This window comes from Methylococcus capsulatus (assembly GCF_036864975.1).
Lineage (GTDB): Bacteria > Pseudomonadota > Gammaproteobacteria > Methylococcales > Methylococcaceae > Methylococcus.
Genome location: NZ_CP104311.1, coordinates 2,857,962 through 2,880,397, shown reverse-complemented (window position 1 = coordinate 2,880,397; position 22,436 = coordinate 2,857,962). Strand labels below are relative to the sequence as shown.

Below are 22,436 nucleotides of genomic sequence, written 5' to 3'. Positions count from 1 at the left end.
CAGTCCGGGATGCGTTCCCCGAAATCCGGGGGGCGCCCGGTCAGAGGGCGAGTATTCCCAGCAAATGGGAAAAATCGTCCCGGAATCGCGCATCGGTTTCCCGCGCTGTCTGCGCCTCACGGCAGGCGAGCAGCACCGCCGCGGCGTCTCTGCCTCCGAACCTGCGGCCAACTTCCTCGAGGCCATGATCGGTAAGCTCCAGGCACAAAGCCATGGCAAGCTGGAGCGGAAGGGCATGCCGGTTCGACAGCAGATCGCCGGGAGCGATGCCGAAATGGTCCGCCACCGCTGCCTGGACGCGTTCGACGGTGATCATCCGTTCCGGCAAGGCGATGACGTGACGCAGTTCCCAGGCCGCGGTTTCGAGCGTGATGGGCTGCCGGGCGCATGCCGCCAGCCGAAACAGCGCCCTTTCCAGCTCCGCCAGATCCCTACGGATGCGCCTGCCGAGGAAAAACGCCACCTCAGGAGGCAAGTCGATCCCCCAGGTCCGCGCCTTTTGAATGAGGACCGCGGCGCGGGTCTCCAGGTCCGGCGGATCGATGGATACGGACAGTCCCAGGTTCAATCGCGTCTTGAGATCGCCGGCCACCCCCGTCATGTCGTAGGGAGAGCAACTGTGTTGGAGGTCAAGCGATTTGTGGGCATGACCAAGGTTTATTTTGTTTCAGCATGGCATTCAGGCTGGTGAGGAGCTTACGCATGGCCGCCGTTAAAGCGACCTTGGCCGGTTTGCCTTTTTCGACCAATCGACGATGGAAGGTGGCGATGGGATTATCGCCTCGGGTAGCGGCCAAGGTCGCCATGTACAGCACCGAGCGCACTTCCGCTCGTCCGCCCCAAATCCTCCGCCGTCCTCGCTGGAAGCCACTGTCCCGATTAAACGGCGCCAATCCCACCCGGGCAGCGATCTCGCGCCGGTTGAGTTTGCCGAGTTCTGGCAGATACGACAGCAACGTGAGCATCGTCACGGGGCCTACGCCCGGTGCACTTTGGAGCAGGTCGACTCGGGTTTTCCAAATGTCCGATTCGCGCAGCCGGTTTTTCAAATCCCCGTCGAGTCGAGCGATATGCTCGTCCAGCCAGGCAATGTGCTCCTTTAAGCCCTGTTTTTGCCGTGAGCCGGCCATCGCCAAGCGGGTTCTCTCTTGGGCGCGCATCTCCACTAATTGCCGTCGCCGGGCGACCAGTTCCACCAAGGCTTGCTCTGCCTCGGTCCGGCCGGCGCGAACTTCGGGGCGCACGGCCTTGGCGAAATGGGCCAATACCAGGGCATCCAGCTTATCGGTTTTCGCGAGCCGGCCGGTGGCCTTGGCGAAGTCACGCACTTGGCGAGCATTGACGACGGCCAACGGCAGTCCGGCCACTCGACCGGAAGCCGCGAGCAAGGTTTCGAGTCCCCCGGTCGCCTCCAAGACGACTAACGCCGGTTGGAGCGTGAGGAGTCGCTGGATCAGTGCCGTGACCCCTGCCTCATCATTGCTAAAACGCTCGACCCCGCCCTCGGGACTGACTCCCAAATCCAAATACGCCTTCGATACATCCACCCCGGCAAATCGCTCTTCGTTATTCATGTCGTACACACCCCACCTTGTAAAAATTCGGACTTCCGTCCCAGCAACTGTTCGGGCTCTGCCAACAAAAGAAGAAAGACGATCCACGCTCTCCCACAAGCTCAATTTCTCGGCTTCGAGGGTCAACGATCTATCTTCCTCCGAACCTCTTATTCATACCTCCGTGGCTCAGGGAAGAACATACAAGGGTATGTTGTGTGGCATTGTTTTCGTAACCGGTCATCGAGCCGGGAATCTTTTCGTCCCGTGGCCCCATCATTCCGGCTCGCCGGTTTCCGGTTCCGAGGGTTTCTCGGGGTATTTCCTCGCCAGCCAGCGCGTCCGTTTCGCCATCGCCTCGCGCAGCTCGGCGGGTTCGAGCACTTCCACGTCGGCGCCGAACGAGCAGAGCCACCATTCGAGCTGGCCGGTGTGCAGGACGGTGGCGGTGAGCACGAAGTGGTAGGGATCGCAGGGCTCCACCTTCTGGTCGTCGGAAAGAGGGGTGTCCAGCAGGTGCTGGCCGACGAGGTTGTAAAACCGGGCGACGAGGCGGATTGGTTCGAGGCTGCCGCCCATGCCGAACAGGCCGTCGGCGATGGCGCGGTCGAGGTCGAAACCCGCGGGACGTTCGGCGGGGGCGTCCAGCCGCTCGGCGGTTTTGAAGCGGTGGAGGGCGACGACCCGCGGGTCGTCGTAGCCGTCGTAGGTGCAGACCAGGTAGATCGAGACGCCGCGCTGGATGAGGGCGAGGGGGTGCAGGGTGTATTCCACCGGCTCGTCCTGCCTGGGCTTCTGGTAGTTCACCCGGAGCTGTTTGCCGCGATCCAGGGCCTCGAACACGGTGTCGCGCACTGCCGCGTCGACCTGCGGCGGCAGCAGCGGCTGCCAGGCGGGCAGGGTGCGTATCTTGTCCTGCCAGTGGCGTCGTCCGGGGTTCCTGGCCTGATCGGCCTCGAGTTTTTCTTCGGCGTGGCCGAACACGGTTTGCAGGGGTTCGAGGTGCGCGGGCGGCAGCAGGGGGGCGAGCTGTTGCTTGACCAGGGCGAGGGTCTGAGCTTCCCGCAGCGTCAGGCTGGGGATGTCGAGCGAGGCGTCTTTTCCCCAGCACCAGCCGTAAGGTGTGCCTTTGTCGTTGCAGTGGAGGGGGAATTGCTGGCCGAGCGTGTCGAGGGCGCGTTCGACCCAGCGTTTGCTGATGCGCTTTCCGAGCTGTTCGCTGAGCTTGGCTTGCAGTTCGCTGGCGGTGGCTTGGGCGGGATGCTTGGGAATCAGCTTCAGCAGCTCGAAATACTGGGTGAGGGATTCGCCGTATTGTTTTCTGGCCATGGGGGTTCTCGTTGCGGGTCGGTTTCGGAGAGTTCGGGGTTGAAAAGAATTCTCACCCTGGCCCAGTTCCAGAGGTCCCCAGCTGGTAGGGGGCGGAGTGATCCGGCGTTGAAAAGAATTCTCACCCTGGCCCAGTTCCAGAGGGCGAGGGTGCGCCGGCTCTGCCTTCCAGATACCAGGCCAGACGGACCATGGCCAGGGTGTCGAGCCGGCAATAGTCGAGTAGGCTCCGCCGCAGTTCGCCGCGGCGCTTCGGAACCGTGCCGGGGTCGATGAGTTCGGCGTAGGCCTCCTGGGCCATGGCGCCGTGTTGGACTTGCAAGGCCGTGTAATCGAGGTCCGGGGCGAGGGTGGGCAGCACGCTCTTGATCGACCAGGAGCCGTCCATGCCGGGATGATAGTAGTGATTGCGGACGAGAGGCAGCAGGTCGACCATGCGTTCGCCGATCGCCAGCAGCGGCGCGGACAGGTCGGGGAAATCGCTTGCCAGTTCGTTCGTGCGGGTACGTTCGAAGCCGATGTTGTAGACGAATACCGGGCGGTGTTCGCCCAGCGCTTCGATCAGGGCTTCGGCGAACGGGCGGCGCGGGTCGCCGCCGCTGCCGTCGAGGAATTCCAGGTGGCGCAGCTCGCCTGGCGCGTCCTCGACATGGCAGGACCATTGGAACACGAGCTGCTGGTAGGGGCGGGTGCCGGCCCAGCGGGGCACGGCGAACTGGATGCTCTCGAAGTCCAGGTAGTAGCGCGGGTATTCGTGTCGGGACAGGGCGTTCGCGGCGGCGGGATCGAGCTCGGCTTCGCCGCTGAGGGCGACCCGGTGGATGCGCCGGTGTTTCGGTTTGGCGAGGCGTTCGGCAGGCACGTCGCGCAGATCCCGGTAGCCTTCGGCTTCGAGTTCTTCGATCAGCTTGCCGGGGTACGGCAGCAGCCGCAGCGGGAATTCGGATTCTTCGGGTAGCCCCGCGGCGTCGGCGCAATGGCCGAGGAAAGGGCAGGCGTAAGGGACATGGCATTGCGCCCCCGGCGCGATGGCCGGTTCGCCGCCTTCGAGCGTGGCGCGGGCGGCTTCGATCCACCCGGGCACTTGGGATATCAGGGGTTCGATGGTCCCGGTCAGATCGACGTGCCGCAGCAATCCGCGGTAGTCGCCGCCGCCGGGATAGACGAAACCGCTGTCGACGTGGGCCAGCTCGACCCGGCTCAAGCTCAGGCCGGCCTGGCGGCAGACCCAGGCCTGGATGGCGCAGTCGCTGAGGTGATAGTCCTTCACCCGTGTGCTGGCTTTCACTTCGACCAGCCGGTGCTCTCCCTCTTCCGGTATCAGCACGTCGGCCCGGATCAGCACGCCCTCATGCTCGAATGTGGCTTCGAACAGCGTCCGGTTCAGTTGGGAGGCCAGCGCCAGCCGGGTGTCGGCCAGGGCATCCGCCAGGTTGGCGCCGTCGATGAGCCAGCCATCCGGATACAGCGTCCGCGCCACCTCGCCGATACCGTAGCCGTGTTGGATGGCGATGGCCGAGGCATCGGCCCATTCGGTCAGTTCCGGCCGATGAAGCAGCAGCCAGAGGCGCTTCGGGCACTGGCAGTGGGCCATCAGTTTCGATTTGGACAAGCCGTAGGCCACGTAATACGCCTCCCAGGAATGAGGAGTTCAGTTTAGCCCCACTCGCGTCAGCACACGTCGCGCCCGGCTTTCGACGGTGAGTGGGCAGGGCGCAGGCCTACCCGCGAAACCGTGCCGCAACGAGTGCGACTTCAACTGTCGTGGTGATCGCATTCAATGGTTCTCCGCCACCCGGCACACGATCCACCCTGCCCTTGGAGAGACACACCATGGCCCGGAAACCTCAACATCTGTCCTCCCGCGAACTGCTCGAGCGCATCGGCCTGAGCGAGGACAATCCCATCCCTTTGCTCGAGGATGAGCCGCCGGACGGCATGCGGGGCGACATCGCCGCGGCCCTGCGAACGCGCTACCGCCTGTTCTCCCAGACTCACCGCTTTGCGCCGGGCGATCTGGTGACGTGGAAGCCCGGCCTGAAGAACAGACGGATTCCCCGGTACGGCCAGCCGGCGGTCGTGGTCGCCTTGCTGGAGCCGCCGGTCCTCGACCATGAGGAGGAAAGCGGCAGCACCTACTTCCGCGAACCGCTGGACCTGGTGCTAGGCGTGGTCTGGGACCGCGATCCCGGCCGCGGCGAATTCGTCACCTTCCACTTCGACAGCCGCCGCTTTCAATCCTGGAGGGAGAACGCATGACACCACCGACGCATCGAAGCTTGTGGCGTGCCGATTTCGTCGCCGTGCCTCCGGTCGAACGCCGTTTGGCGCGGTACGCGCTGCAGTTGTTCCGGCACGATCCGCAGCGTGCCCTGAATCTGTCGGACCACGAGGTGCTCGACGCCTTGTGGCGGCTGACGGCGCCGCTGCTCGATCCGCGGGCGGCCCGTGAACTCATGGGTTGTTCCGAGGAAGAGGTCCCATGGGCTGCCGAGGCTTTGGAGTCGGAAATGCTCTCGAGGGAAGAGGTCGTCCGGGATCTGGAGGCGGCCTTTGCCCAGGACCGGAACGAACCGGTCCGGCCCGCGCCGATCGTCGAACGGCGGCAGCGCTGCCGGGCGGTGTTCGAGACGCTGCCGCAGCAGGTTGCGAGGCGTCTGGCCGAGGCCGACGGCGCGGCGCCGACGTCCTCCACCGTTGCGACCCTGGGCCAGGCCCTGGGGCTGAGCGCTACCGAGATCCTGATCCTCGACTATCTCGAACACCGGGAATCGAGCCGCCCGCTCCGTGTGTTGCTGCGTGCCGAGCGGGGCGCTCGATACGCCGGACGCGCCGCGGGCCGGTTCAACCTCGCACGCCTGGCTGCCATGCTGGGCGTGGAGCCGGAGGCGGTGCGGGGTGCCCTGGCCAAGCAGGCACCGTTGCAGTCGTTGGGGCTGGTCGAGTGCGATTCGGAGCTTCAGAGAGATCTGGAGGATTTCCTCAGCCCCACCGCTTTGCTGCGCCTGGTGCTCGAGGCCGCTCCGCCGGATGCCGACGCTCTGCTGGCTGAGCTGATTGAACCCGCTCCCGCCGGTGCCTGGCCGGTGGAGGCTTTTCCCCATTTGCGGGACACGACGGAGCGACTGCAGGGGGTATTGGGTCGCGCCGCGGCGGAGGGGGCGGTGGGAATCAATCTGCTGTTCTACGGCCCGCCCGGCACCGGCAAGACGGAGCTGGCGCGCGCGCTGGCCCAGGCTTCCGGACTGCGCGCCTACCAGGTCAGGACTAGCGATGACGACGGCGACGGGTTGAATCGCGAAGGCCGGCTGTCGGCTTACCAGCTCGCACAGCGCCTGCTCGCCCGGCGGCGGGACGCCATGCTGATCTTCGATGAGGTGAGGACGTGTTCGAAATGTCCGACCCGCTGTTTTCCTGGATGCGCGGACGCGGTGCCACCGGCCGCCACAAGGGCTGGATGAACCGCATCCTGGAAGAGAACCCGGTGCCGGCGATCTGGGTCACCAACGCCACGGATTGCTTCGATCCGGCTTTCCTGCGGCGCTTCCTGCTGCCGGTCGCCTTCGTTCAGCCACCGCGCTCGGTGCGCCGGCAGATGGTGGAGTCTCACTTCGGCGAGTGCGCGGTCCCGCCGTCGTTGCTGGACGAGCTGGCCGATGACGCGGTGCTTGCCCCGGCCCAGTTGGGCTCGGCGCGCCGATTGTGGGAGCTGCTGCCGGAAGCGCCGCCCGAGGAGACGATCCGGGCCGGCGTGACCGCGCTGCGCACGCTGTTGCACGGGTCGCCCTCGCCCCGCCGGCGCCGGGCGGACACCGGGTTCGATGCGGTCTTCCTGAATCTGGCCGGCGGAGTGAGCCCCGGCGCCATCGTCCGGGCCCTTTCGCAGCACGGCCACGGCAGCCTGTGCTTCTACGGCCCGCCGGGTACCGGCAAGACCGCATTCGCCGAAATCCTGGCCGAGGCGCTCGACCGGGAACGGGTGGGGCGCCAGGCTTCGGACCTGCTTTCCCCCTTCGTGGGCGAAACCGAGCAGAATCTGGCCCGTCTGTTTCTGGAGTGCGATCCCTCGCAGTCGGTCCTGCTGCTCGATGAGGTCGACAGCTTCCTGACCGACCGGCGCCAAGCGCAACGGTCCTGGGAGCGCACCCAGGTCAACGAGCTGCTGCAGCAGATGGAGCGCTACCCCGGCATCTTCATCGCCGCCACCAATCTGATGAGCGGCATCGATGCGGCGGCGTTGCGTCGGTTCGATTTCAAGTTGCATTTCCGCGCCTTGACCCCCGCGCAGCGGCTCGCTCTGTTTGCGCGGGAGGCTTTGGGGGCTGCCACGGCGCCGGTGCCGGCGGACCTGATCTATGCGCTGGAGGGCCTACAGGGCCTCACGCCCGGCCGGTCACGCGCCAGTGCACGCTGCTCGGTGAGCGGTTGACCCCGGAGCAGTTCCTGCGCCGACTGGCGGCGGAATGCCGGTTGAAGCGGACGGAGCCCCTGGAGGAGGCTTGATAAACCGACAGTCGGCCCGGCATCAAGCGGGGCTGGGCGCGCGGCCGGCGCCGGCGGTCTCGACGAGCTGGCCGTAAGCGATCGCGGCATCGTTGACAGGAAGGCTGGCGGGCAGGACGACTTCGAATCCGTCGGCCCGCAGCAGATCCGCGGTCAGTTCGGCGAGAATACGGTTCTGGAACACGCCGCCGGTGAGGCCGGCCAGGTTTACGCCCGATTCGCCGCGGATCGCTCGGGCCTGGGCCAGGACCGCGTGGGCCAGGCTGGTATGGAGCAGGGCGCTGCGGTAGCCGGCCGGTTGGCTCCCCTCCATCAAAGCGGGCAGCAGAGGGCTCCAGTCGGCGCGATACAGGCCGTTCTCACGCCGCGCCGGCAGTTCGATGAAATCCGCCGTGTCGCCGGCCAGCGCTTCCAGCCGCATGCCGGCCTGGCCTTCGTGGCTTTGATTAAGCGTGGTGCCGAGCAGGGCGGCGGCGGCGTCGAACAAACGTCCGGCGGAGCTCGTGTAGGGACTGTTGATCCCGCGTTCCCAGACGTGCCGATACGGCGCGGGGTCCACCGGGCAGCCGGACCAGTCCAGCCCCGCTTCCCAGCAGGCCGCGAGCCCGCAGCGCCAGGGCTCGGCACTGGCCTTTTCGCCGCCGATGAGCCGGAACGGTCGCAGGCTTCCGACCCGGCGCCAGCCGCCGGGCCGACCAAGCAGGGTTTCGCCGCCCCACAGGGTGCCGTCGCCGCCGAAGCCGGTGCCGTCCCAGGCGAACACCAGGATGTCGCCGTCCGGCCCGAACTCGCCGTAAAGCGCCGAGGCGTGGGCGTGGTGGTGGAGGACGCGGTGGATTTCGAGCCCGCAGGCCCGGGCCCAGCGACTGGAGAAATAGTCGGGGTGAGCGTCGCAGACCACCCGCTTCGGCTCGATCCCGTACAAGGCGGACAGCTCCCGAATCAGTTGCTCGAATACGTCGAGGCTGCGCGGCGCGCCGAGATTGCCGAGGTGCGGGGAGACGACCGCGCGGTCTTCGAAGGCCAGGGCGATGGTGTTCTTGAGATCGGCCCCGAGCGCAAGAGTGGGTTCGGCCACCGGGTAGCGGAGACGCATTTCGAGCGGCGCCGTACCGCGACCCAGCCGCAAGGGCCGCATACTCCCGGCGCTGCGGCGGTAAACCGAGTCGTCGGCGGGCCGGCGGATCGGCCGGTCGTGGTGCAGGAAGGCGTCGGCGACGTGAGCCAGCCGGCGCTCGACTTCCGCGCCGTCGGTCAGCACCGGCTCGTCGCTCAGGTTCGCCGAGGTGGCGACCAGCGGCGCGCCATAGTCGCCCGCCAGCAGGTGATGCAGCGGGCTGTAGGGATACATCAGGCCGATCTCGTCCAGGCCCGGCGCGATGAGGCCGGACAGATCGCTTTCGGCGGCGCGCTTGACGATGACGATGGGCCGGAGCGGGGATGCCAGCAGATCGCGTTCCTCGGGACGCGGCTCGGCCAGGCGTACCAGCCAATCGATCCCTTCGCCTTCGAACCAGGGGATCAGCACCGCGAGGGGCTTGTCCGGGCGGCGTTTGCGTTCGCGCAGGCGCCCGACGGCGGCATCCGAGCGGGCGTCGCAGAGGAGGTGGTAGCCGCCGACGCCTTTGACGGCGACGACCTGGCCTTGCCGTAGGGCTTCGATGCAGCCCGAGAGCGCCGGTTCGTTACCCGGTATAGCGACGCATGCGGACGGCTCGCGAAATTCCAGCACCGGCCCGCACCGAGGACAGGCCAGCGGCTGGGCGTGATAGCGCCGGTCGTGAATGTCTTCGTACTCGCGCCGGCAGTCCTCGCACAGCGGGAAGTCCGCCATCGCGGTGTTCGGGCGGTCGTAGGGCAGCCGGTCGATGAGGGTGTAGCGCGGCCCGCATTGGGTGCAGTTGATGAAGGGATATCGGCAGCGGCGGGCGGCGGGATCGCGCATTTCGTCCAGGCAATCGGGGCAGACGAAGTGGTCCGGCGGTACATGGACGGGCGTTTCGTCCCCGGAATCGCTGAGCAGGATTTCGAATCCGGCGCAGCCCCCGAATTCGGCGGGCCGGCGAACCGGCGGCTGCGGATCGGCCAGCGGCGGGGCACGGGAGACCAGCGCGTCGATGAGCCGCTCGATCGCGGCGGGCTCGCCCTCGGCGTGGATTTCGACGCCGCCGCCGCGGTTCCTCACCCAGCCATCGAGGTCGAATTCGCGGGCGAGCCGGCAGACGAACGGGCGGAACCCCACGCCTTGCACACGGCCGCGGACCTCGATGCGCTGGGCGGTCCGCATGCGGCCTTTCAGGCGGCGGCGGTGTCCTTGCGCACGCCGGCCGCCCACCAGATGCGGCAGGCGCCTTCGTCCGAGACCATGCAGGGGCCGACCGGGCTGCGGGGGGTGCAGGGTTTGCCGTAGATGCGGCACTCGTCCGGCTGGATCTTGCCAAGCACGACGCGGGCGCAGTCGCAGCCCGCCGGCATCTCGCCGGCATGGCGGCGGTCGCCCGCGTTGTAGTCGGGGAAATGCAGGCGGGCGTCATGGGCGGCGAATTCCGGTTTCAGGACATAGGCCGAAGCCGCGATCGGGCCGATGCCGCGCCAGTTGCCGGCGCTGATGTCGAAGCAACGGTCCAGGAGTTCGCGTGCCTTCGGATTGCCCCCCGGCTTCACCGCCTCCGGATAGCAGTTAGCCAGCCGCGGCGTTGCCTCCAGCCACTGGACGATCGTCGAGTGTATGGCCTGGAGCAGGCTGGCGGGGGTGAAGCCGGCGATCGCCACTGGCAAGCGGTAGTCGTCGGCGACGAAGTCCCATTCTTCCGGCCCCATCACCGTGGCCACGTGGCCGGGCGCGACCAGGGCGTCCAGCACGCATTCGTCGGAATCGAGCAGCAGCTTGACTGCCGGCCAGGTCAGCCGGCTGCTGCACAGGATGTAGAGGTTGTCGGGCAGGCCTTCCGCCATCAGGGCGGCGACCGGCGCCATGGTGGTCTCGAAGCCGACCGCGAACAGTACCACCGGTTTGCCGGCCGCCTTTTCGGCGATGATCCGCGCCTCGATGGGCGAGGCGATGGGCCGGATGTCGGCGCCCGCCGCTTTGGCCTGTTCCAGCGAGCGCACGGCTTGGCGCCCGAGGTTGACCGGCACCCGCAGCATGTCGCCGAAGGTGGCGACGACGGCATCGCTCTCGAGGCCGAGTCGGATGGCCTGGTAGATGTCTTCCTCCGGGCAGATGCAGACCGGGCAGCCGGGGCCCGGAATCAGGCGGATGGCCTGCGGCAGCGCGGCACGCAATCCCGCCATGCTGATCGAGCGCTCGTGCCCGCCGCAGACGTTCATGATGCGGATCCCGTCCGGAATCGGCAGCTCCCTGATCCGTTCCAGCCAAAGCCGTGCGTCGCTCATCGCCTGGGTCCTTCAGGCCGTTTCGGGCTTCGGTGCGGGCTTGAAACGGACCTCCGGCTTGGCGAGGCCATGCAGCCTCCGGCCTTCGGACTGCACCGCCGGGCTCAGGCTGCGGTTTTCGCGCCGCAGGTTCCGGTAGTGCTCCAGCCGACGGTTCAGCCAGTCCAGCCATTCCTTCATGCCTTCGCCGGTCTTGGCAGCAAGGCGCAGCACCGGCGCGTTCGAGGCCAGGTTGCGCAGGCAGGCTTCCGCCCGTTCCGGGGAGAATTCATCGAGCACTGCCAGGAGATCGGTCTTGCTGATGACCATGGCGTCGGCCGCCCGGAACATTACCGGATATTTGGCCGGCTTATCGTCGCCTTCGGTGACGGACAGCAGGGTCAGATTGAGATGATGGCCCAGGTCGAAACTGGCGGGGCAGACCAGGTTGCCGACATTCTCGATGAACAGGACATCGATGTTTTCCAAATCGAGCTTGGGCAATACTTTGGCGACCAGATGCGCGTCGAGATGGCAGGCCGTGCCGGTAGTGATCTGGTGCGCCTCGACGCCCAGTGCGCGGATGCGCGCCGCGTCGTTTTCGGTTTCCAGGTCGCCTTCGATGACGGCGATGCGCAGGCCGCCGTTCAGCGCCTTGATGGTCGCTTCCAGCAAGGAAGTCTTGCCCGAGCCGGGCGAGGACATCAGATTGATGACCAGAACACCGTGCCGGTCGAACAGGGCGCGGTTCGCCTCGGCCTGGGCGTCGTTGTATCGTAGCAGTTTGTTCAGGATGGAGACGGCGGTGACTTTGGCGTGCGAGCCGTCGGCGCGCAGCAGATGGCGGTTGCCGTCGGTGATGTTGCAGCCGCAGGTGTCGCACATGGTGGGCTTACCTCATACAGTCTCGAAAAGCGGATTCAGTCTGCGGCCTGCAGCAATTCGACCCGGGCCAGGATCATTTCGTCGCCGGCGATCAGCATCGTGTCGGTGTCGAAGCAGGCCGGACAGCGCAGGTCGCTCGGCCCGGCGTCCGCCTCCAGGCCGCAGGCCCTGCAGCGGATGCGGGGCTCGATTCTTTCGGTGCGCAGGCTGGCGTGCTCGGCGACCGTGCCCAGCCGGGCGATTTCGAAAGCGCGTTCCAGGAGTCCCGGTTCGACGCCGGACAATACGCCGATCCTGAGGACAAGGCTTTCCACCCGCTCAGCGTCGTGGCTGCGGGCAATGGATTCGACCTGCTCGATCAGCTCCATGCAGACCGACAGCTCATGCATCGGCCTCGTCCGCGGCGAGGATCTGGTCGAAGAGTTCCCATGTCGCCTCGGCGTCTTCACGGCTGATCTTCTGGATGGCGTAGCCGACATGGACCAGTACGAAGTCCCCGGGAGCGATGCCTTCGTCCTGGAGCATGAACAGGCTGACGTCCCGCTCTACGCCGCGCGCCGAGCAGCGCGCGGAAAATCCATCGAGGCGGGTGACCTGCATTGGGACGGCGAGACACATGTCTGTCGCCTAGAGTCTGCGGACCAAATCCGCGGTCGGTTCGATTCGGAACATGGGCTGCTTGAGTCCTCGGGACCGATTCAAATGCCTGCCAATATACACCGCTTCGGCTTCAGCCTAAATCCAGCGGCACGAAAATCCTCATACCGCCGCGCTGCACCAGCAGGGCTACGTGCTTGTCCGCCCGGTCCGCCAGTTCGCGCAGCTCGCCGGGACTGGCCACCGCATGGCCGTTGAGCGCGAGGATCACATCACCCAGCCGGATGCCGGCGCGCTCGGCCGGGCCCGCGGTCGCTTCGACCAGCACGCCACCGTTGACGTCGGCCGCCTGCTGTTCTTCCGGTGCCAGGGGGCGTACCGCCAGGCCCAGCCGGCCTTTGGCGAGCCCATTGCCGGTTGCGGCGGCCTGCTGGCTGTCGGGCATTTCGCCGACCTGGACCGTGACCTCTTCGCGCTTGCCGTTGCGCCAGAGAACTAACTTGGCCTCGCTGCCTGGTTTGATGTCCGCGACCAGCGGCGGCAGCTGGCCTGAATTCTCGATCGGTTGGCCGTTGAGGCTCAGGATGACATCGCCCGGCTTGATTCCGGCCTTGGCTGCGGGTCCGTCGTTCGGTACCGAATCGATCAGGGCGCCCATCGGACGTTCCAGCCCGAAGGATTCGGCCAGTGACTGGTTCAAGTCCTGGATGCCGACGCCGAGCCGTCCGCGGCTGACCTTGCCGTCCGCCAACAGTTGTGTTTCGACCTTCAGGGCGACATCGATGGGAATGGCGAAGGACAGTCCTTGGTAGCCACCGGTACGGCTGTAGATCTGCGAGTTGATGCCGATGACTTCGCCGTTCAGATTGAACAGCGGGCCACCGGAGTTACCGGGATTCACCGCGACGTCGGTCTGGATGAACGGCACATAGGTTTCTTCGGGCAGACTGCGCGATTTCGCCGAAATGATGCCCGCCGTCACGCTGTTCTCGAAGCCGAACGGCGAGCCGATGGCCACCACCCAGTCGCCGGGACCGGATCGCGCAGGATCTCCCAGAGGCACCACCGGCAGACCATCGGCCTCGATCTTGAGCAGGGCAACGTCGGTGGGTTTGTCGATACCGATGATCCTGGCCTTGAATTCGCGCCGGTCGATCAGCTTCACCGTGACTTCCTGGGCACCATCGACCACGTGGGCATTGGTCAGAATCAGGCCGTTGGGACGGATGATGAATCCCGAGCCTTGGCCATGGCTGGGGGCCTCACCTCCGCGCGGGCTCGGGGGCTGGAACCGCCGGAAAAATTCACCGAACGGATCGTTGGGGTCGAACTGGGGCATCTCCGGCAGATTGACCCGGCTGGTGCCGGTGACGCTGATGTTGACGACTGCCGGTCCATTACGCTGGACGATGGCGGCGAAATCGGGCAGTGACCGGGGGGCATTGGAGGCAGCCACCGGCGGTTGGGCCGTCTGAGCGGTTGGCTGCACCCGATCCGATTTCGGCACCAGGGTGTAGTCTCCGTAGCGGGCATAGCCGGCACCCAGGGCGGCGATGACGGTGGTGGCGATCAGGGTGGAACGCAGGGTGTTTTTTTGCATGGCGGTTTCGTCCTCACGAATCAGCGGAATTTGCTGCTTGGTGATCAAGATAAGAAGGGCAGCTTAAAACAGGCTTAAGGCCCAATCCGAATTGCCGGGGCAATCAGCTCCCCTTGTCGGGCGCCGGCTTTTGCAAGTGCAGATGTTTCAATGCCGCGACCGAAAAGCGGACGATGTGCTCGGCGGTTCTTTCGATTTCCTCCGGCGTTGCGATGATTTCCGGATAGACGCGATCTATCAGCGAGCGCGAATGGTGGTACATCAGGCATTGGCCGACTATGCTCAGACTCAGACGATGCATGTCCGCTTCGCCGTGGCCGGGCCCGACCAGCTCTGCGATGATTCCATGCAGGAGGTCGCAATGCGGTTTCATCGTGGTTTCGATGACCTGATCGAGCGCCGTCGTGGGGGTGGGATCGGCGATCTCACGGGCCAAGAGTTTGCCGTGGCGACCAAGATAAGTGTCGTCCAGCATCCGCGCCAACAGATTACCTATGAAGTGGCGCAGCCTGATCTCGGGTGGCAGACTCGTATCGGCGGCCAAGGTATAGGGATAGCGTTCGCTGGCTTCCCGATAAGCGAAGCCGAGAACTTCGGAATAGAGCGCTTCCTTGCTGCCGAAGTGATAATTGACCGAGGCCGCATTGACCTCCGCCTTGGCACATATTTCCCGCACCGTGGCATCACGAAAACCCTTGTCGGCGAATATCTCCAATGCGGCCTGTAACAGCCGCTTGCGGGTGGGATCATGGCGCGGTGTGTCGTGAAATGCGTTCATACTGACGATTCGAGCTACGGATTCGATCGGCCACCTGGATTTTCATCCGTCCCCGCCGGTCGCTGGTGTGGCATGGCCATGGCTCCGGTCGGCGAGCCTTTGCAGGACATAGTAAAACACGGGGGTGAACAGCAGGCCGAACACCGTAACCCCGAGCATGCCGAAGAAGACCGGCACGCCCAGGGCCTGCCGCATCTCGGCGCCCGCGCCGGTGGCGAACATGAGCGGGAGAACGCCCATAATAAACGCAAATGAGGTCATGAGGATGGGGCGGAACCGGAGCCGGCAGGCTTCGATGGCAGCCGTCACCGTATCGACGCCCTCCTCACGCCGGGCCTTGGCGAATTCGACGATCAGGATGGCGTTTTTGGCGGCCAGCCCGACCAGTACCAGCAGGGCGATCTGGGTGAAGATGTTGTTGTCGCCGCCGTGCAGCCAGACGCCGCCCAGCGCGCACATCAGGGTCATGGGTACGATGAGCACGATGGCCAGCGGCAGTATCCAGCTCTCATACAGCGCCACCAGTACCAGGAACACCAGCAGGCTCGACAGGGCGAACACATAGACGGCGGTGTCGCCTGCCAAGATCTGCTGGTAGGTCAGCTCGGTCCATTCAAAATCCATGGACAGCGGCAGGGTCCTCCTCACCAGCTGTTCCATCAGAGCGATCGCCTGCCCGGAACTGACGCCGGGTGCGGGAGACCCGTTGATCTCGGCCGCTGGGTACATGTTGTAGCGAAGCACCCGGTCCGGGCCGCTGACTTCCCTCACTGTCATCAGCGCCGCCAGCGGCACCATGTCCCCCGCGGCGTTGCGGGTCTTGAGCCGGCCGATGTCCTCCGGCTCGCGGCGGAATTCGCCATCAGCCTGGGCTGTGACCTGGAAGGTGCGCCCGAACAGGTTTAAGTCGTTGACATAGAGCGATCCCAGATAGATCTGCATGGTGTCGAATATCTCCGACAGCGGGATGCCCTGGGACTTGGCTTTGACCCGGTCGATGTCGGCATAGAGCTGCGGAACATTGTTCTGGAAGCTGGTGAACAGCCCCGTCAGTCCAGGTGTCTGCCGACCCGCATTGAGGGCGGCTTGCAGCGCACCGTTCAGCGCATCGAAACCCTCGTTGCCGCGGTCCTGGATCTGCAGCTTGAACCCGCCCAGGCTGCCCAGGCCCAGGATCGGCGGTGGCGGAAAGATGCCGATGAAAGCCTCCTTCAGGCTGCTGAGCCGAGGTTGCAGCTCGCCCAGGATGCGCTGGGCCGACAGACCCTGGGCGACCCGTTCCTCGAACGGCTTCAAGGGCACGAAGATGGTGCCGGCATTGGAGGTATTGGCGCCGCTGACGACCGAAAAGCCCGGAAACGCCACCGTGCCCTTCACGCCGGGCTGGGCTAGGATGATTTCCGATGCCCGGTGCAACACCGCGTCGGTCCGCTCCAGCGAGGCGGCCTCCGGCAGTTGCGCGAACACCACCAGATAACCCTTGTCCTGCAGCGGAATGAATCCCGCCGGCACCCGCCTGAATTCATAACCGGTGAAAGCGAGCAGCGCTGTGTACAGCAAGAGCACCATACCGGACAGTCGCAGCAGCCGCTTGACCAATCTGGCATAGCCGCTGGAACTGGCCTCGAAGCCGCGGTTGAACCAGCGGAATAACCCGCCGAACAGCCGGTGGATCCAGACGCTCAACCGGTCTTCACGCGCCTGATGCGGCGTGAGCAGGACCGCGGCCAAGGCGGGACTGAGGCTCAGGGAGTTGAAGGCGGAGATCAAGGTGGAAGCGGCGATGGTGACGGCGAACTGGCGGTAGAACTGCCCGTTGATGCCAGAGACGAACGCTGCCGGAATGAACACTGCGCCCAGCACCACCGAAATGGCGATGATCGGGCCCGTCACCTCCCGCATGGCCTGGCGCGCCGCCGCTTTGACCGAAAGCCCGAGGCCGATGTGGCGCTCGACATTCTCCACCACGACAATGGCGTCGTCGACGACGATGCCAATGGCCAATACCAGCCCGAACAGCGAGAGGTTGTTCAGCGAATAACCCATGGCCGCCATGACGGCGAAGGTGCCGACGATGGAGACCGGCACCGCCAGCAGCGGGATGATCGCGGCGCGCCAGGTCTGCAGGAACACCAGCACCACCAGGACCACCAAGGCCAGGGCCTCGAAGAAGGTGCGGGTGACGGCCTCCAGCGATTGTTCGACGAAGATGGTGGTATCGTAGACGATCCGGTAATCCACCCCTTCCGGAAACCGCTTCTTCAGGGTCTGCATCGTGCTCTTGACCAGCTTGGCCGTATCGAGCGCGTTGGCTCCCGGCCGCAGCGAGATCGGGATGGCGACGGCATCTTCGTTGCTCAGCTGACTGCGCAGCGAATAGCGGTTGGCGCCCAGCTCGATCCTGGCGACATCGCGCAAGCGCACCAGGCTGCCGCCTTGTCCATACTTGACGATGATCGCCCCGAACTGCTCGACGCTGGCGAGCCGCCCCATGGTATTGACGTTGAGCTGGAAGTCCGGACCGCCGGCCAGCGGTGGCTGGCCGATCACACCGGCCGGCACCTGGATGTTTTGTTCGCGGATGGCGCGCACCACATCGCTTGCGGTCATGTTCAAGGCAGCGATCCGGGTTGGGTCCAGCCAGACCCGCATGCTGTAATCGCCGGCGCCGAAGGTCCGGACGTCGCCCACTCCCGGCAACCGCAGGAGCCGGTCGCGGATGTTGAGCAAGGCGTAGTTGGAGAGATAAAGCTGGTCGTAGCGCTGGTTCGGCGAAACCAGATGGATGACCAGCAGGATGTCGGGCGAAGACTTTTTGGTCGTTACACCCTGGCGGCGGACGTCCTCCGGCAGCTTCGGCAGGGCGTTGGAGACCCGGTTCTGCACCTGCATCTGAGCGATGTCCATATCGGTGCCGATCTGGAACGTGATCGTAAGCTGCATCTGGCCGTCGCTAGTGGACTGCGAGGACATGTACAACATATGCTCGACACCGTTGACCTCCTGTTCGATGGGCGCTGCCACGGTTTCGGCGATCACCTTGGGATTGGCGCCCGGATAGCTGGCCGACACCACGATGGTGGGCGGTACCACTTCCGGATATTGCGCGATCGGCAGCGCGAACATCGCGATGCCACCGATCAGCACCGTGATGATGGAAAGGACGATGGCGAAGCGCGGCCGGTCGATAAAAAAATGGGCGAACTTCATCGGGTCGCCCCCGGCATGTCGATGTGGGTCGCCTCGACCGGCGTGCCAGGCCGGACGAATTGCAGTCCGTTGACGATCACCCAGTCTTCGGGCGATAGACCGGCCGACACGATGCGCAGGCCATCCTGCAGCCGGCCGGTGGTGACGGGACGGTATTCTGCTCGTTGGTCGGAGGTCACGACCATCACGTACTTCTTGCCCTGATCCATCGCGATCGCCCGGTCGCTGATGAGCAGGCCCTGGTGGCGGTGGCCACCGGGAATCCGGACCCTGGCGAACAGCCCTTGTTCCATTAGGCCGTCGGGATTGGCTATGATACCGCGGGCGCGGACGGTGCCCATGTCGGCGTTGACGTTCGGATCGATGTAATCCAGATAGCCGCGATGTGGATAACCCTGCTCGTCCACCAGTCCCATTTCGAGCGGCATTCCGTCTTTTCGCTCGCCAGCAAGTTCCAGACGGCGGTACTTGAGCAGAGCACGTTCGTCGGCGTCGAAATAGACGTACATCGGATCGACCGAAACGATGCCGGCCAGCACCGTAGTATCCGCCGTGACTAGATTACCCTCGGTGATGAGCTTGCGGGAAATGCGTCCGTCGATGGGGGAGCGGACCTGGGTGAACTCGACGTTGAGCCGGGCCAGATCGACCTCGGCCTGGGCGGATTCGACGTCAGCCATGGCCTGCGCCAGGCTCTGGCGGCGGGTGTCGTATTCTTCTTCCGAGATGGCCTGCTCCTTCAGCGGACTCTCGGCCCGCTGCAGATGATTCTGCGCCAGCTTGAGCCTCGACCGGGCCCGCTCGAGGCCGGCCTGCGCCTGCTGGAGCCGGGCCATGTAAGGCCGCGGGTCGATGACGAAAAGTAGATCGCCTCTCCTGACCCGGCCGCCATCCGTGAAAAGGATTTGCTTGAGGTAGCCGGAAACCCGGGCACGGACCTCCACGGATTCCACGGCTTGCAGCCGCCCGGTGTACTCGTCCGTTTCCAGGATTTCCCGCTGCATCGGCCGGCTCACCTCCACTTTCGGCTTCGGCAGCGCCGCCGTGTCGTTTTCGCCGCTGCCGCAGCCGGCGAGCTGGAATAGGCCGGTTGCGGCCAAAATGCGAGCCAAGGCGATGGCGCGCGCAGGGAGGATGTTCTTCACAGTCAAGGATTCTCCTGAATGAAGAGGCGATTCAGCTTCCGCCAGCCCACTTGCCCGGCTCGATCAGCGCGGTTTCCCAGCCACCGCCGAGCGCCTTGTACAGCGATACCAGGTCGGCGGCCACGCTCGCCTGGCTCCTCACCAAGTCGCTCTCGGCGGAATACACCGCCCGCTCGGAATCGAGCACGTTCAGGAACGAGGTGAGGCCGGAGCGGTATCGCTCCTTCGAGAGTTTCAGCGCCAGCCGGTTCGATTCCACCGCCTGTTCCAGGGCGGCCCGGCGATCTTTTTCCTGGGCGTAAGCGACCAGGGAATTTTCCACGTCCCTCAAGGCGCCGAGCACTGCGGATTGATAGGCCAGGAAGCTCTGCTCCTGCTGCGCCTCCTTGGCGTCGATGTTGGCCCGGATCCTGCCCCAGTTGAATATCGGCGTGGTCAAGGTGCCGGCGGCCGACCAGGATTTGCTCAAGGCGGTGACGTCGGTGATCTTCATGTTTTGGAAGCCGAGGAAGGCGGCGATGTTGAATCTTGGGTAGAGATCGGCCGTGGCAACACCCACCTGAGCCGTGGCGGCGGCCAATTGGCGCTCGGCCAGGCGGATGTCCGGCCGGCGCCGCAACAGCTCCGAGGGCAGGTCGAGCAGCATACGGTCGGGCGCCGACGGCACCGGCCGCTCGGGATCAAGCAGGGGCTGCAAGGCACCGGGCGGCTTGCCCAGCAGTAGCTCGATCTGATGTATGGCCTGCTTACGCGCCGTCTCGTATACCGGCAACTGTGCCTGGGTCTGCGCGGCGAGCGCTTCGGCCTGCACCGCTTCCAGCGAGTCCGACAGACCGGCCTGGTAGCGGATCCGCATGAGGCGGGCGGTTTCGAGCTGGAGCTTGAGGTTGGCCTGACTGACGTTCAGCAGATGCTGGTTGCTGCGCATTTCGATATAGGCGCGAGCGATGTCCCCCAGTAAGGTGACCAGAACCGCACGGCTGTTTTCGACTTCGGCTTCGAGATTGGCCTCAGCCGCTTCAATCGAGCGCCGGATGCCGCCGAACAGGTCGATTTCCCATTGGACGTCGAAACCGAGCTGGAAGATGTCGATGTTGTTACCGAAACCGATGCCACCGGGCTGCCCTCCGGCGCCGCTCTGGCCGGCATTGTTGAGGCGCCGGCTCACGCTTTCCTTGTTGGATAGGATCGGCAGTCCGTTCGCGATGGCGACGAGGCGCTGCTCACGGGCAGCACGGATGCGAGTGTAGGTTTGCTTGAGATCGAGATTGGCGAGCATGGCTTCCCGGATCAGCCGGTTCAGCACCGGGTCGCCGAAGGCTTTCCACCAGGCTGCACCGGCCGCTTCCGAAGGGGCCGCTGGCGGCGGCCCGGCTTCGTGCCAGCGGTCCGGCATCGCCGTGTCGGGGCGTTGATAGTCCGGACCCACCGGCGAACAGGCGGTAAACACTGCGCCGAGCAGGCATGCAGAGATGCGCGGGACACGGCGCGGCGCCTTGCCGCGGGCGCGCTGTCCTGTGCGAACCAGCCCTGCGGATTGCGGCACGCGTTCGCGGCTCGAATTGTGATAGTCCAGCTGATTCAAGCAATTCATTCGATCAATTCAAACATATGTTTGAATCGAAAATACGAAACAAGTGTTTGGATGTCAACCCGGATCTTTCCTTACGGTGCGCACTTGCCATTTTTGCGTCAGCATGGACGATCCGATGAGGTTGGTGGAAAATCCCCTCCCATGACGCCCAAGCCGCGCGCAGCGATCATCCGAACCAGGCAATCCGGCTTTCCCCGACGACCGGCCGTCTATGCATTCGGCAGCCGTAGCCGCGGCGATGGGCGGCCGGCCAGCGATCTCGACCTTGCGGTGCTGGCCGAGGAGTGCGCCGAGCCGGTCGTTTTGTGGGAAGCCGTGTTCGCGCCGTTGGCCCAGGGTGGCCGAGCCCAGCCCGCTCTCGCCGGGGCGTTCGAATGCAGGGTGGGATTCCGCAAAACGGCCGGGCGCGATGACCAGAGCTTGCAGTTGCCCATCGCCGTCAGCGTCACCGAGAAACATCTGGACGAATTTCTGCAGTTCGCCCGCACGCTGCGCCAGCGTGACCCGGCCTGGTGATGCGCCTCTTTCGATGTGTCGTCGCCGCACTGACCGCCTGCCTGTTGCTGGAGGCCGAGGCGGGTCCAAGCCTCAGTGGACGGGTGGCGGCGGTGCTGGATGGCGACTCCATCACTGTCGTGGATGCCGGCCAGCGCGAGGTTCAAGTGCGGCTGGCGCAGATCGACGCCCCGGAATATGGACAGGCCGACTGGCAGGCGTCCAAACGATCACTGTCCGAACTCCTGCAGGGAAGCAGCGTGACCGTGGAGCGGGTGGACGCGGACCATTACGGCCGTATCGTGGGCCGGGTGTGGAAGGAGGGAATCGATGTCGGCCTGGAGCAGGTCCGGCGCGGGATGGCCTGGGTGTACCGGCAGTACGCCACCGATCCGGCTTATTTCGATGCCGAAGAACAGGCACGGCAGGAAAAACGGGGGCTGTGGTCGCAGCCTCACCCGTTTCCACCCTGGCGGTTCCGCCATCGGGCCGAATCCGCGGATTCCAGGCCCCGTCGCACGCCGGAAAAGGATATCCCCCAATGTGGGGCCAAACAGCGTTGCGCCGAGATGGTCTCCTGTGAGGAGGCGCGTTTCTACCTGTCCCGCTGCGGTGTCAGAACACTGGATCGGGACGGCGACGGTACTCCTTGCGAAGAACTGTGCTGAAACGATGGAGCTAATCCACGCCGACGCGGCATTACTGGTGCTCTCCAAGCCCAGTGGCCTGCTGGCGGTCCCCGGCCGCGGCCCCGCCAAGCAGGACTGCCTGAGCGGCCGGGCGCAGGCCCGGTATCCCGACGCCCTCATCGTGCACCGGCTCGACATGGCCACTTCGGGCCTGATGGTCATGGCGCGCGGACCGGCGGCGCAGCGCGTCCTGAGCCAGGCCTTCGCCTGCCGGGAAGTCCTCAAGCGTTACGAGGCGGTGGTACACGGCATTCTGGAGGCCCCGCCGGACAGCGAAGACGGCTGGAGCCGCATTGATCTTCCCCTGGTCCTTGACTGGCCCAATCGCCCGTTGCAAAAAGTCGACCCTCTGCACGGCAAACCCAGCCTGACCCGCTGGCGGATCCTTGGCCGTGAAACCGATGCCACCCGTGTCGAACTCGAGCCGGTCACCGGGCGCTCCCACCAGCTGCGGGTCCACCTCGCCGCCCTGGGGCATCCCATTCTCGGCGATCCGCTGTACGGGCACGAAGCGGCGAGGTTCCGGGCCGGCAGGCTGCTCCTGCACGCCAAGACCCTGGGACTTTCCCATCCGGAGAGCGGCGAATGGCTCGCCTTTGAAAGCCCGGTGCCGTTTTGACGGGGGCTCGGCAGGATTGACACCGGGCCCTGTATCGGGGAGAGACGGCCACAGGGCAGGTTGC

20 protein-coding genes are annotated in these 22,436 nt (G+C 65.3%); 6 read left to right on the top strand and 14 right to left on the bottom strand.

Going from position 1 to position 22,436, the window contains the following annotated elements; translation table 11 throughout:
* Positions 1 to 40: 40 nt before the first annotated feature.
* The 4 genes from N4J17_RS14070 to N4J17_RS14055 all read right to left on the bottom strand — a co-directional run bounded on the left by N4J17_RS14070 (position 41) and on the right by N4J17_RS14055 (position 4,506).
* Positions 41 to 601, bottom strand: coding sequence for a helix-turn-helix domain-containing protein (locus tag N4J17_RS14070; RefSeq protein ID WP_198323852.1), 561 nt, complete (start codon positions 599 to 601; stop codon positions 41 to 43).
* Between the two features lie 28 nt (positions 602 to 629).
* Positions 630 to 1,574 carry an IS110 family transposase gene (locus tag N4J17_RS14065; protein WP_198324346.1) on the bottom strand — a complete coding sequence of 315 codons (945 nt, stop codon included), beginning with the start codon at positions 1,572 to 1,574 and terminating at the stop codon, positions 630 to 632.
* Between the two features lie 255 nt (positions 1,575 to 1,829).
* Complete coding sequence (locus N4J17_RS14060) at positions 1,830 to 2,882, bottom strand: helix-turn-helix transcriptional regulator (RefSeq protein ID WP_198322039.1); 1,053 nt, start codon at positions 2,880 to 2,882, stop codon at positions 1,830 to 1,832.
* Positions 2,883 to 3,003: 121 nt separating this feature from the next.
* Positions 3,004 to 4,506, bottom strand: a complete 1,503-nt coding sequence (locus N4J17_RS14055; protein ID WP_277458239.1) for a DUF2779 domain-containing protein — start codon at positions 4,504 to 4,506, stop codon at positions 3,004 to 3,006.
* Positions 4,507 to 4,715: 209 nt separating this feature from the next.
* Here N4J17_RS14055 and N4J17_RS14050 point away from each other — a divergent pair, with 209 nt between their 5' ends.
* The 3 genes from N4J17_RS14050 to N4J17_RS14040 are packed head-to-tail and all read left to right on the top strand — an operon-like array spanning position 4,716 to position 7,311.
* On the top strand, positions 4,716 to 5,141 hold the full coding sequence (locus tag N4J17_RS14050) for a hypothetical protein (RefSeq protein WP_198322037.1): 426 nt from the start codon (positions 4,716 to 4,718) through the stop codon (positions 5,139 to 5,141).
* Positions 5,138 to 6,343 (top strand): ATP-binding protein, encoded by a 1,206-nt coding sequence (locus N4J17_RS14045; protein WP_198322036.1) that lies wholly within the window; start codon positions 5,138 to 5,140, stop codon positions 6,341 to 6,343. The genes N4J17_RS14050 and N4J17_RS14045 overlap by 4 nt, the downstream gene beginning before the upstream one ends.
* Positions 6,277 to 7,311 carry an AAA family ATPase gene (locus N4J17_RS14040; RefSeq protein ID WP_232470280.1) on the top strand — a complete coding sequence of 345 codons (1,035 nt, stop codon included), beginning with the start codon at positions 6,277 to 6,279 and terminating at the stop codon, positions 7,309 to 7,311. The genes N4J17_RS14045 and N4J17_RS14040 overlap by 67 nt, the downstream gene beginning before the upstream one ends.
* A gap of 96 nt (positions 7,312 to 7,407) precedes the next feature.
* On the opposite strand, the gene hypF is transcribed toward N4J17_RS14040, so the two are convergent.
* The 10 genes from hypF to N4J17_RS13990 form a co-directional block, all read right to left on the bottom strand.
* A complete protein-coding gene (gene hypF / locus N4J17_RS14035; protein ID WP_198322034.1) occupies positions 7,408 to 9,672 on the bottom strand; it encodes a carbamoyltransferase HypF in 2,265 nt (754 codons plus the stop codon).
* An 8-nt stretch (positions 9,673 to 9,680) separates the two neighbouring features.
* Positions 9,681 to 10,781 carry a hydrogenase formation protein HypD gene (gene hypD / locus N4J17_RS14030; RefSeq protein ID WP_198322033.1) on the bottom strand — a complete coding sequence of 367 codons (1,101 nt, stop codon included), beginning with the start codon at positions 10,779 to 10,781 and terminating at the stop codon, positions 9,681 to 9,683.
* A gap of 12 nt (positions 10,782 to 10,793) precedes the next feature.
* The gene (gene hypB / locus N4J17_RS14025) at positions 10,794 to 11,645 is read right to left on the bottom strand and encodes a hydrogenase nickel incorporation protein HypB (RefSeq protein ID WP_198322032.1); all 852 of its coding nucleotides are present in this window, start codon (positions 11,643 to 11,645) and stop codon (positions 10,794 to 10,796) included.
* A gap of 35 nt (positions 11,646 to 11,680) precedes the next feature.
* Positions 11,681 to 12,034, bottom strand: a complete 354-nt coding sequence (locus N4J17_RS14020) for a hydrogenase maturation nickel metallochaperone HypA (RefSeq protein ID WP_198322031.1) — start codon at positions 12,032 to 12,034, stop codon at positions 11,681 to 11,683.
* A complete protein-coding gene (locus N4J17_RS14015) occupies positions 12,027 to 12,263 on the bottom strand; it encodes a HypC/HybG/HupF family hydrogenase formation chaperone (RefSeq protein WP_198322030.1) in 237 nt (78 codons plus the stop codon). The genes N4J17_RS14020 and N4J17_RS14015 overlap by 8 nt, the downstream gene beginning before the upstream one ends.
* Before the next feature lie 112 nt (positions 12,264 to 12,375).
* Positions 12,376 to 13,842 carry a DegQ family serine endoprotease gene (locus N4J17_RS14010; protein WP_198322029.1) on the bottom strand — a complete coding sequence of 489 codons (1,467 nt, stop codon included), beginning with the start codon at positions 13,840 to 13,842 and terminating at the stop codon, positions 12,376 to 12,378.
* Positions 13,843 to 13,945: 103 nt separating this feature from the next.
* Positions 13,946 to 14,620, bottom strand: coding sequence for a CerR family C-terminal domain-containing protein (locus N4J17_RS14005; protein ID WP_198322028.1), 675 nt, complete (start codon positions 14,618 to 14,620; stop codon positions 13,946 to 13,948).
* A gap of 42 nt (positions 14,621 to 14,662) precedes the next feature.
* A complete protein-coding gene (locus N4J17_RS14000) occupies positions 14,663 to 17,830 on the bottom strand; it encodes an efflux RND transporter permease subunit (RefSeq protein WP_198322027.1) in 3,168 nt (1,055 codons plus the stop codon).
* A complete protein-coding gene (locus tag N4J17_RS13995) occupies positions 17,827 to 18,975 on the bottom strand; it encodes an efflux RND transporter periplasmic adaptor subunit (RefSeq protein ID WP_277458251.1) in 1,149 nt (382 codons plus the stop codon). Before N4J17_RS13995 ends, N4J17_RS14000 begins: the two co-directional genes overlap by 4 nt.
* 31 nt (positions 18,976 to 19,006) lie before the next feature.
* Complete coding sequence (locus tag N4J17_RS13990) at positions 19,007 to 20,569, bottom strand: efflux transporter outer membrane subunit (protein WP_232470268.1); 1,563 nt, start codon at positions 20,567 to 20,569, stop codon at positions 19,007 to 19,009.
* A gap of 141 nt (positions 20,570 to 20,710) precedes the next feature.
* Between N4J17_RS13990 and N4J17_RS13985 the strand changes: the two genes are divergently transcribed.
* The 3 genes from N4J17_RS13985 to N4J17_RS13975 are packed head-to-tail and all read left to right on the top strand — an operon-like array spanning position 20,711 to position 22,372.
* The gene (locus tag N4J17_RS13985; RefSeq protein ID WP_198322026.1) at positions 20,711 to 21,085 is read left to right on the top strand and encodes a nucleotidyltransferase domain-containing protein; all 375 of its coding nucleotides are present in this window, start codon (positions 20,711 to 20,713) and stop codon (positions 21,083 to 21,085) included.
* Positions 21,085 to 21,732: a thermonuclease family protein gene (locus N4J17_RS13980; protein WP_198322025.1), complete on the top strand. Its 648-nt coding sequence runs from the start codon at positions 21,085 to 21,087 to the stop codon at positions 21,730 to 21,732. The genes N4J17_RS13985 and N4J17_RS13980 overlap by 1 nt, the downstream gene beginning before the upstream one ends.
* Positions 21,733 to 21,736: 4 nt before the next feature.
* Positions 21,737 to 22,372, top strand: a complete 636-nt coding sequence (locus tag N4J17_RS13975) for an RluA family pseudouridine synthase (protein WP_198322024.1) — start codon at positions 21,737 to 21,739, stop codon at positions 22,370 to 22,372.
* The last annotated feature ends 64 nt before the right edge of the window (positions 22,373 to 22,436 follow it).

Excerpts from the sequence above, each read along its gene's own strand:
- N4J17_RS14040 (WP_232470280.1), top strand. The coding sequence starts at position 6,277 with ATGTCCGACCCGCTGTTTTCCTGGATGCGCGGACGCGGTGCCACCGGC.
- hypF (WP_198322034.1), bottom strand. The coding sequence starts at position 9,672 with ATGCGGACCGCCCAGCGCATCGAGGTCCGCGGCCGTGTGCAAGGCGTG.
- N4J17_RS14070 (WP_198323852.1), bottom strand. The coding sequence starts at position 601 with ATGACGGGGGTGGCCGGCGATCTCAAGACGCGATTGAACCTGGGACTG.
- N4J17_RS14020 (WP_198322031.1), bottom strand. The coding sequence starts at position 12,034 with ATGCATGAGCTGTCGGTCTGCATGGAGCTGATCGAGCAGGTCGAATCC.
- N4J17_RS13975 (WP_198322024.1), top strand. The coding sequence starts at position 21,737 with ATGGAGCTAATCCACGCCGACGCGGCATTACTGGTGCTCTCCAAGCCC.
- N4J17_RS13985 (WP_198322026.1), top strand. The coding sequence starts at position 20,711 with ATGACGCCCAAGCCGCGCGCAGCGATCATCCGAACCAGGCAATCCGGC.
- N4J17_RS14050 (WP_198322037.1), top strand. The coding sequence starts at position 4,716 with ATGGCCCGGAAACCTCAACATCTGTCCTCCCGCGAACTGCTCGAGCGC.
- N4J17_RS14015 (WP_198322030.1), bottom strand. The coding sequence starts at position 12,263 with ATGTGTCTCGCCGTCCCAATGCAGGTCACCCGCCTCGATGGATTTTCC.
- N4J17_RS14060 (WP_198322039.1), bottom strand. The coding sequence starts at position 2,882 with ATGGCCAGAAAACAATACGGCGAATCCCTCACCCAGTATTTCGAGCTG.
- hypB (WP_198322032.1), bottom strand. The coding sequence starts at position 11,645 with ATGTGCGACACCTGCGGCTGCAACATCACCGACGGCAACCGCCATCTG.
- N4J17_RS13980 (WP_198322025.1), top strand. The coding sequence starts at position 21,085 with ATGCGCCTCTTTCGATGTGTCGTCGCCGCACTGACCGCCTGCCTGTTG.
- hypD (WP_198322033.1), bottom strand. The coding sequence starts at position 10,781 with ATGAGCGACGCACGGCTTTGGCTGGAACGGATCAGGGAGCTGCCGATT.
- N4J17_RS13990 (WP_232470268.1), bottom strand. The coding sequence starts at position 20,569 with ATGAATTGCTTGAATCAGCTGGACTATCACAATTCGAGCCGCGAACGC.
- N4J17_RS14045 (WP_198322036.1), top strand. The coding sequence starts at position 5,138 with ATGACACCACCGACGCATCGAAGCTTGTGGCGTGCCGATTTCGTCGCC.
- N4J17_RS14005 (WP_198322028.1), bottom strand. The coding sequence starts at position 14,620 with ATGAACGCATTTCACGACACACCGCGCCATGATCCCACCCGCAAGCGG.
- N4J17_RS14010 (WP_198322029.1), bottom strand. The coding sequence starts at position 13,842 with ATGCAAAAAAACACCCTGCGTTCCACCCTGATCGCCACCACCGTCATC.
- N4J17_RS14065 (WP_198324346.1), bottom strand. The coding sequence starts at position 1,574 with ATGAATAACGAAGAGCGATTTGCCGGGGTGGATGTATCGAAGGCGTAT.
- N4J17_RS14000 (WP_198322027.1), bottom strand. The coding sequence starts at position 17,830 with ATGAAGTTCGCCCATTTTTTTATCGACCGGCCGCGCTTCGCCATCGTC.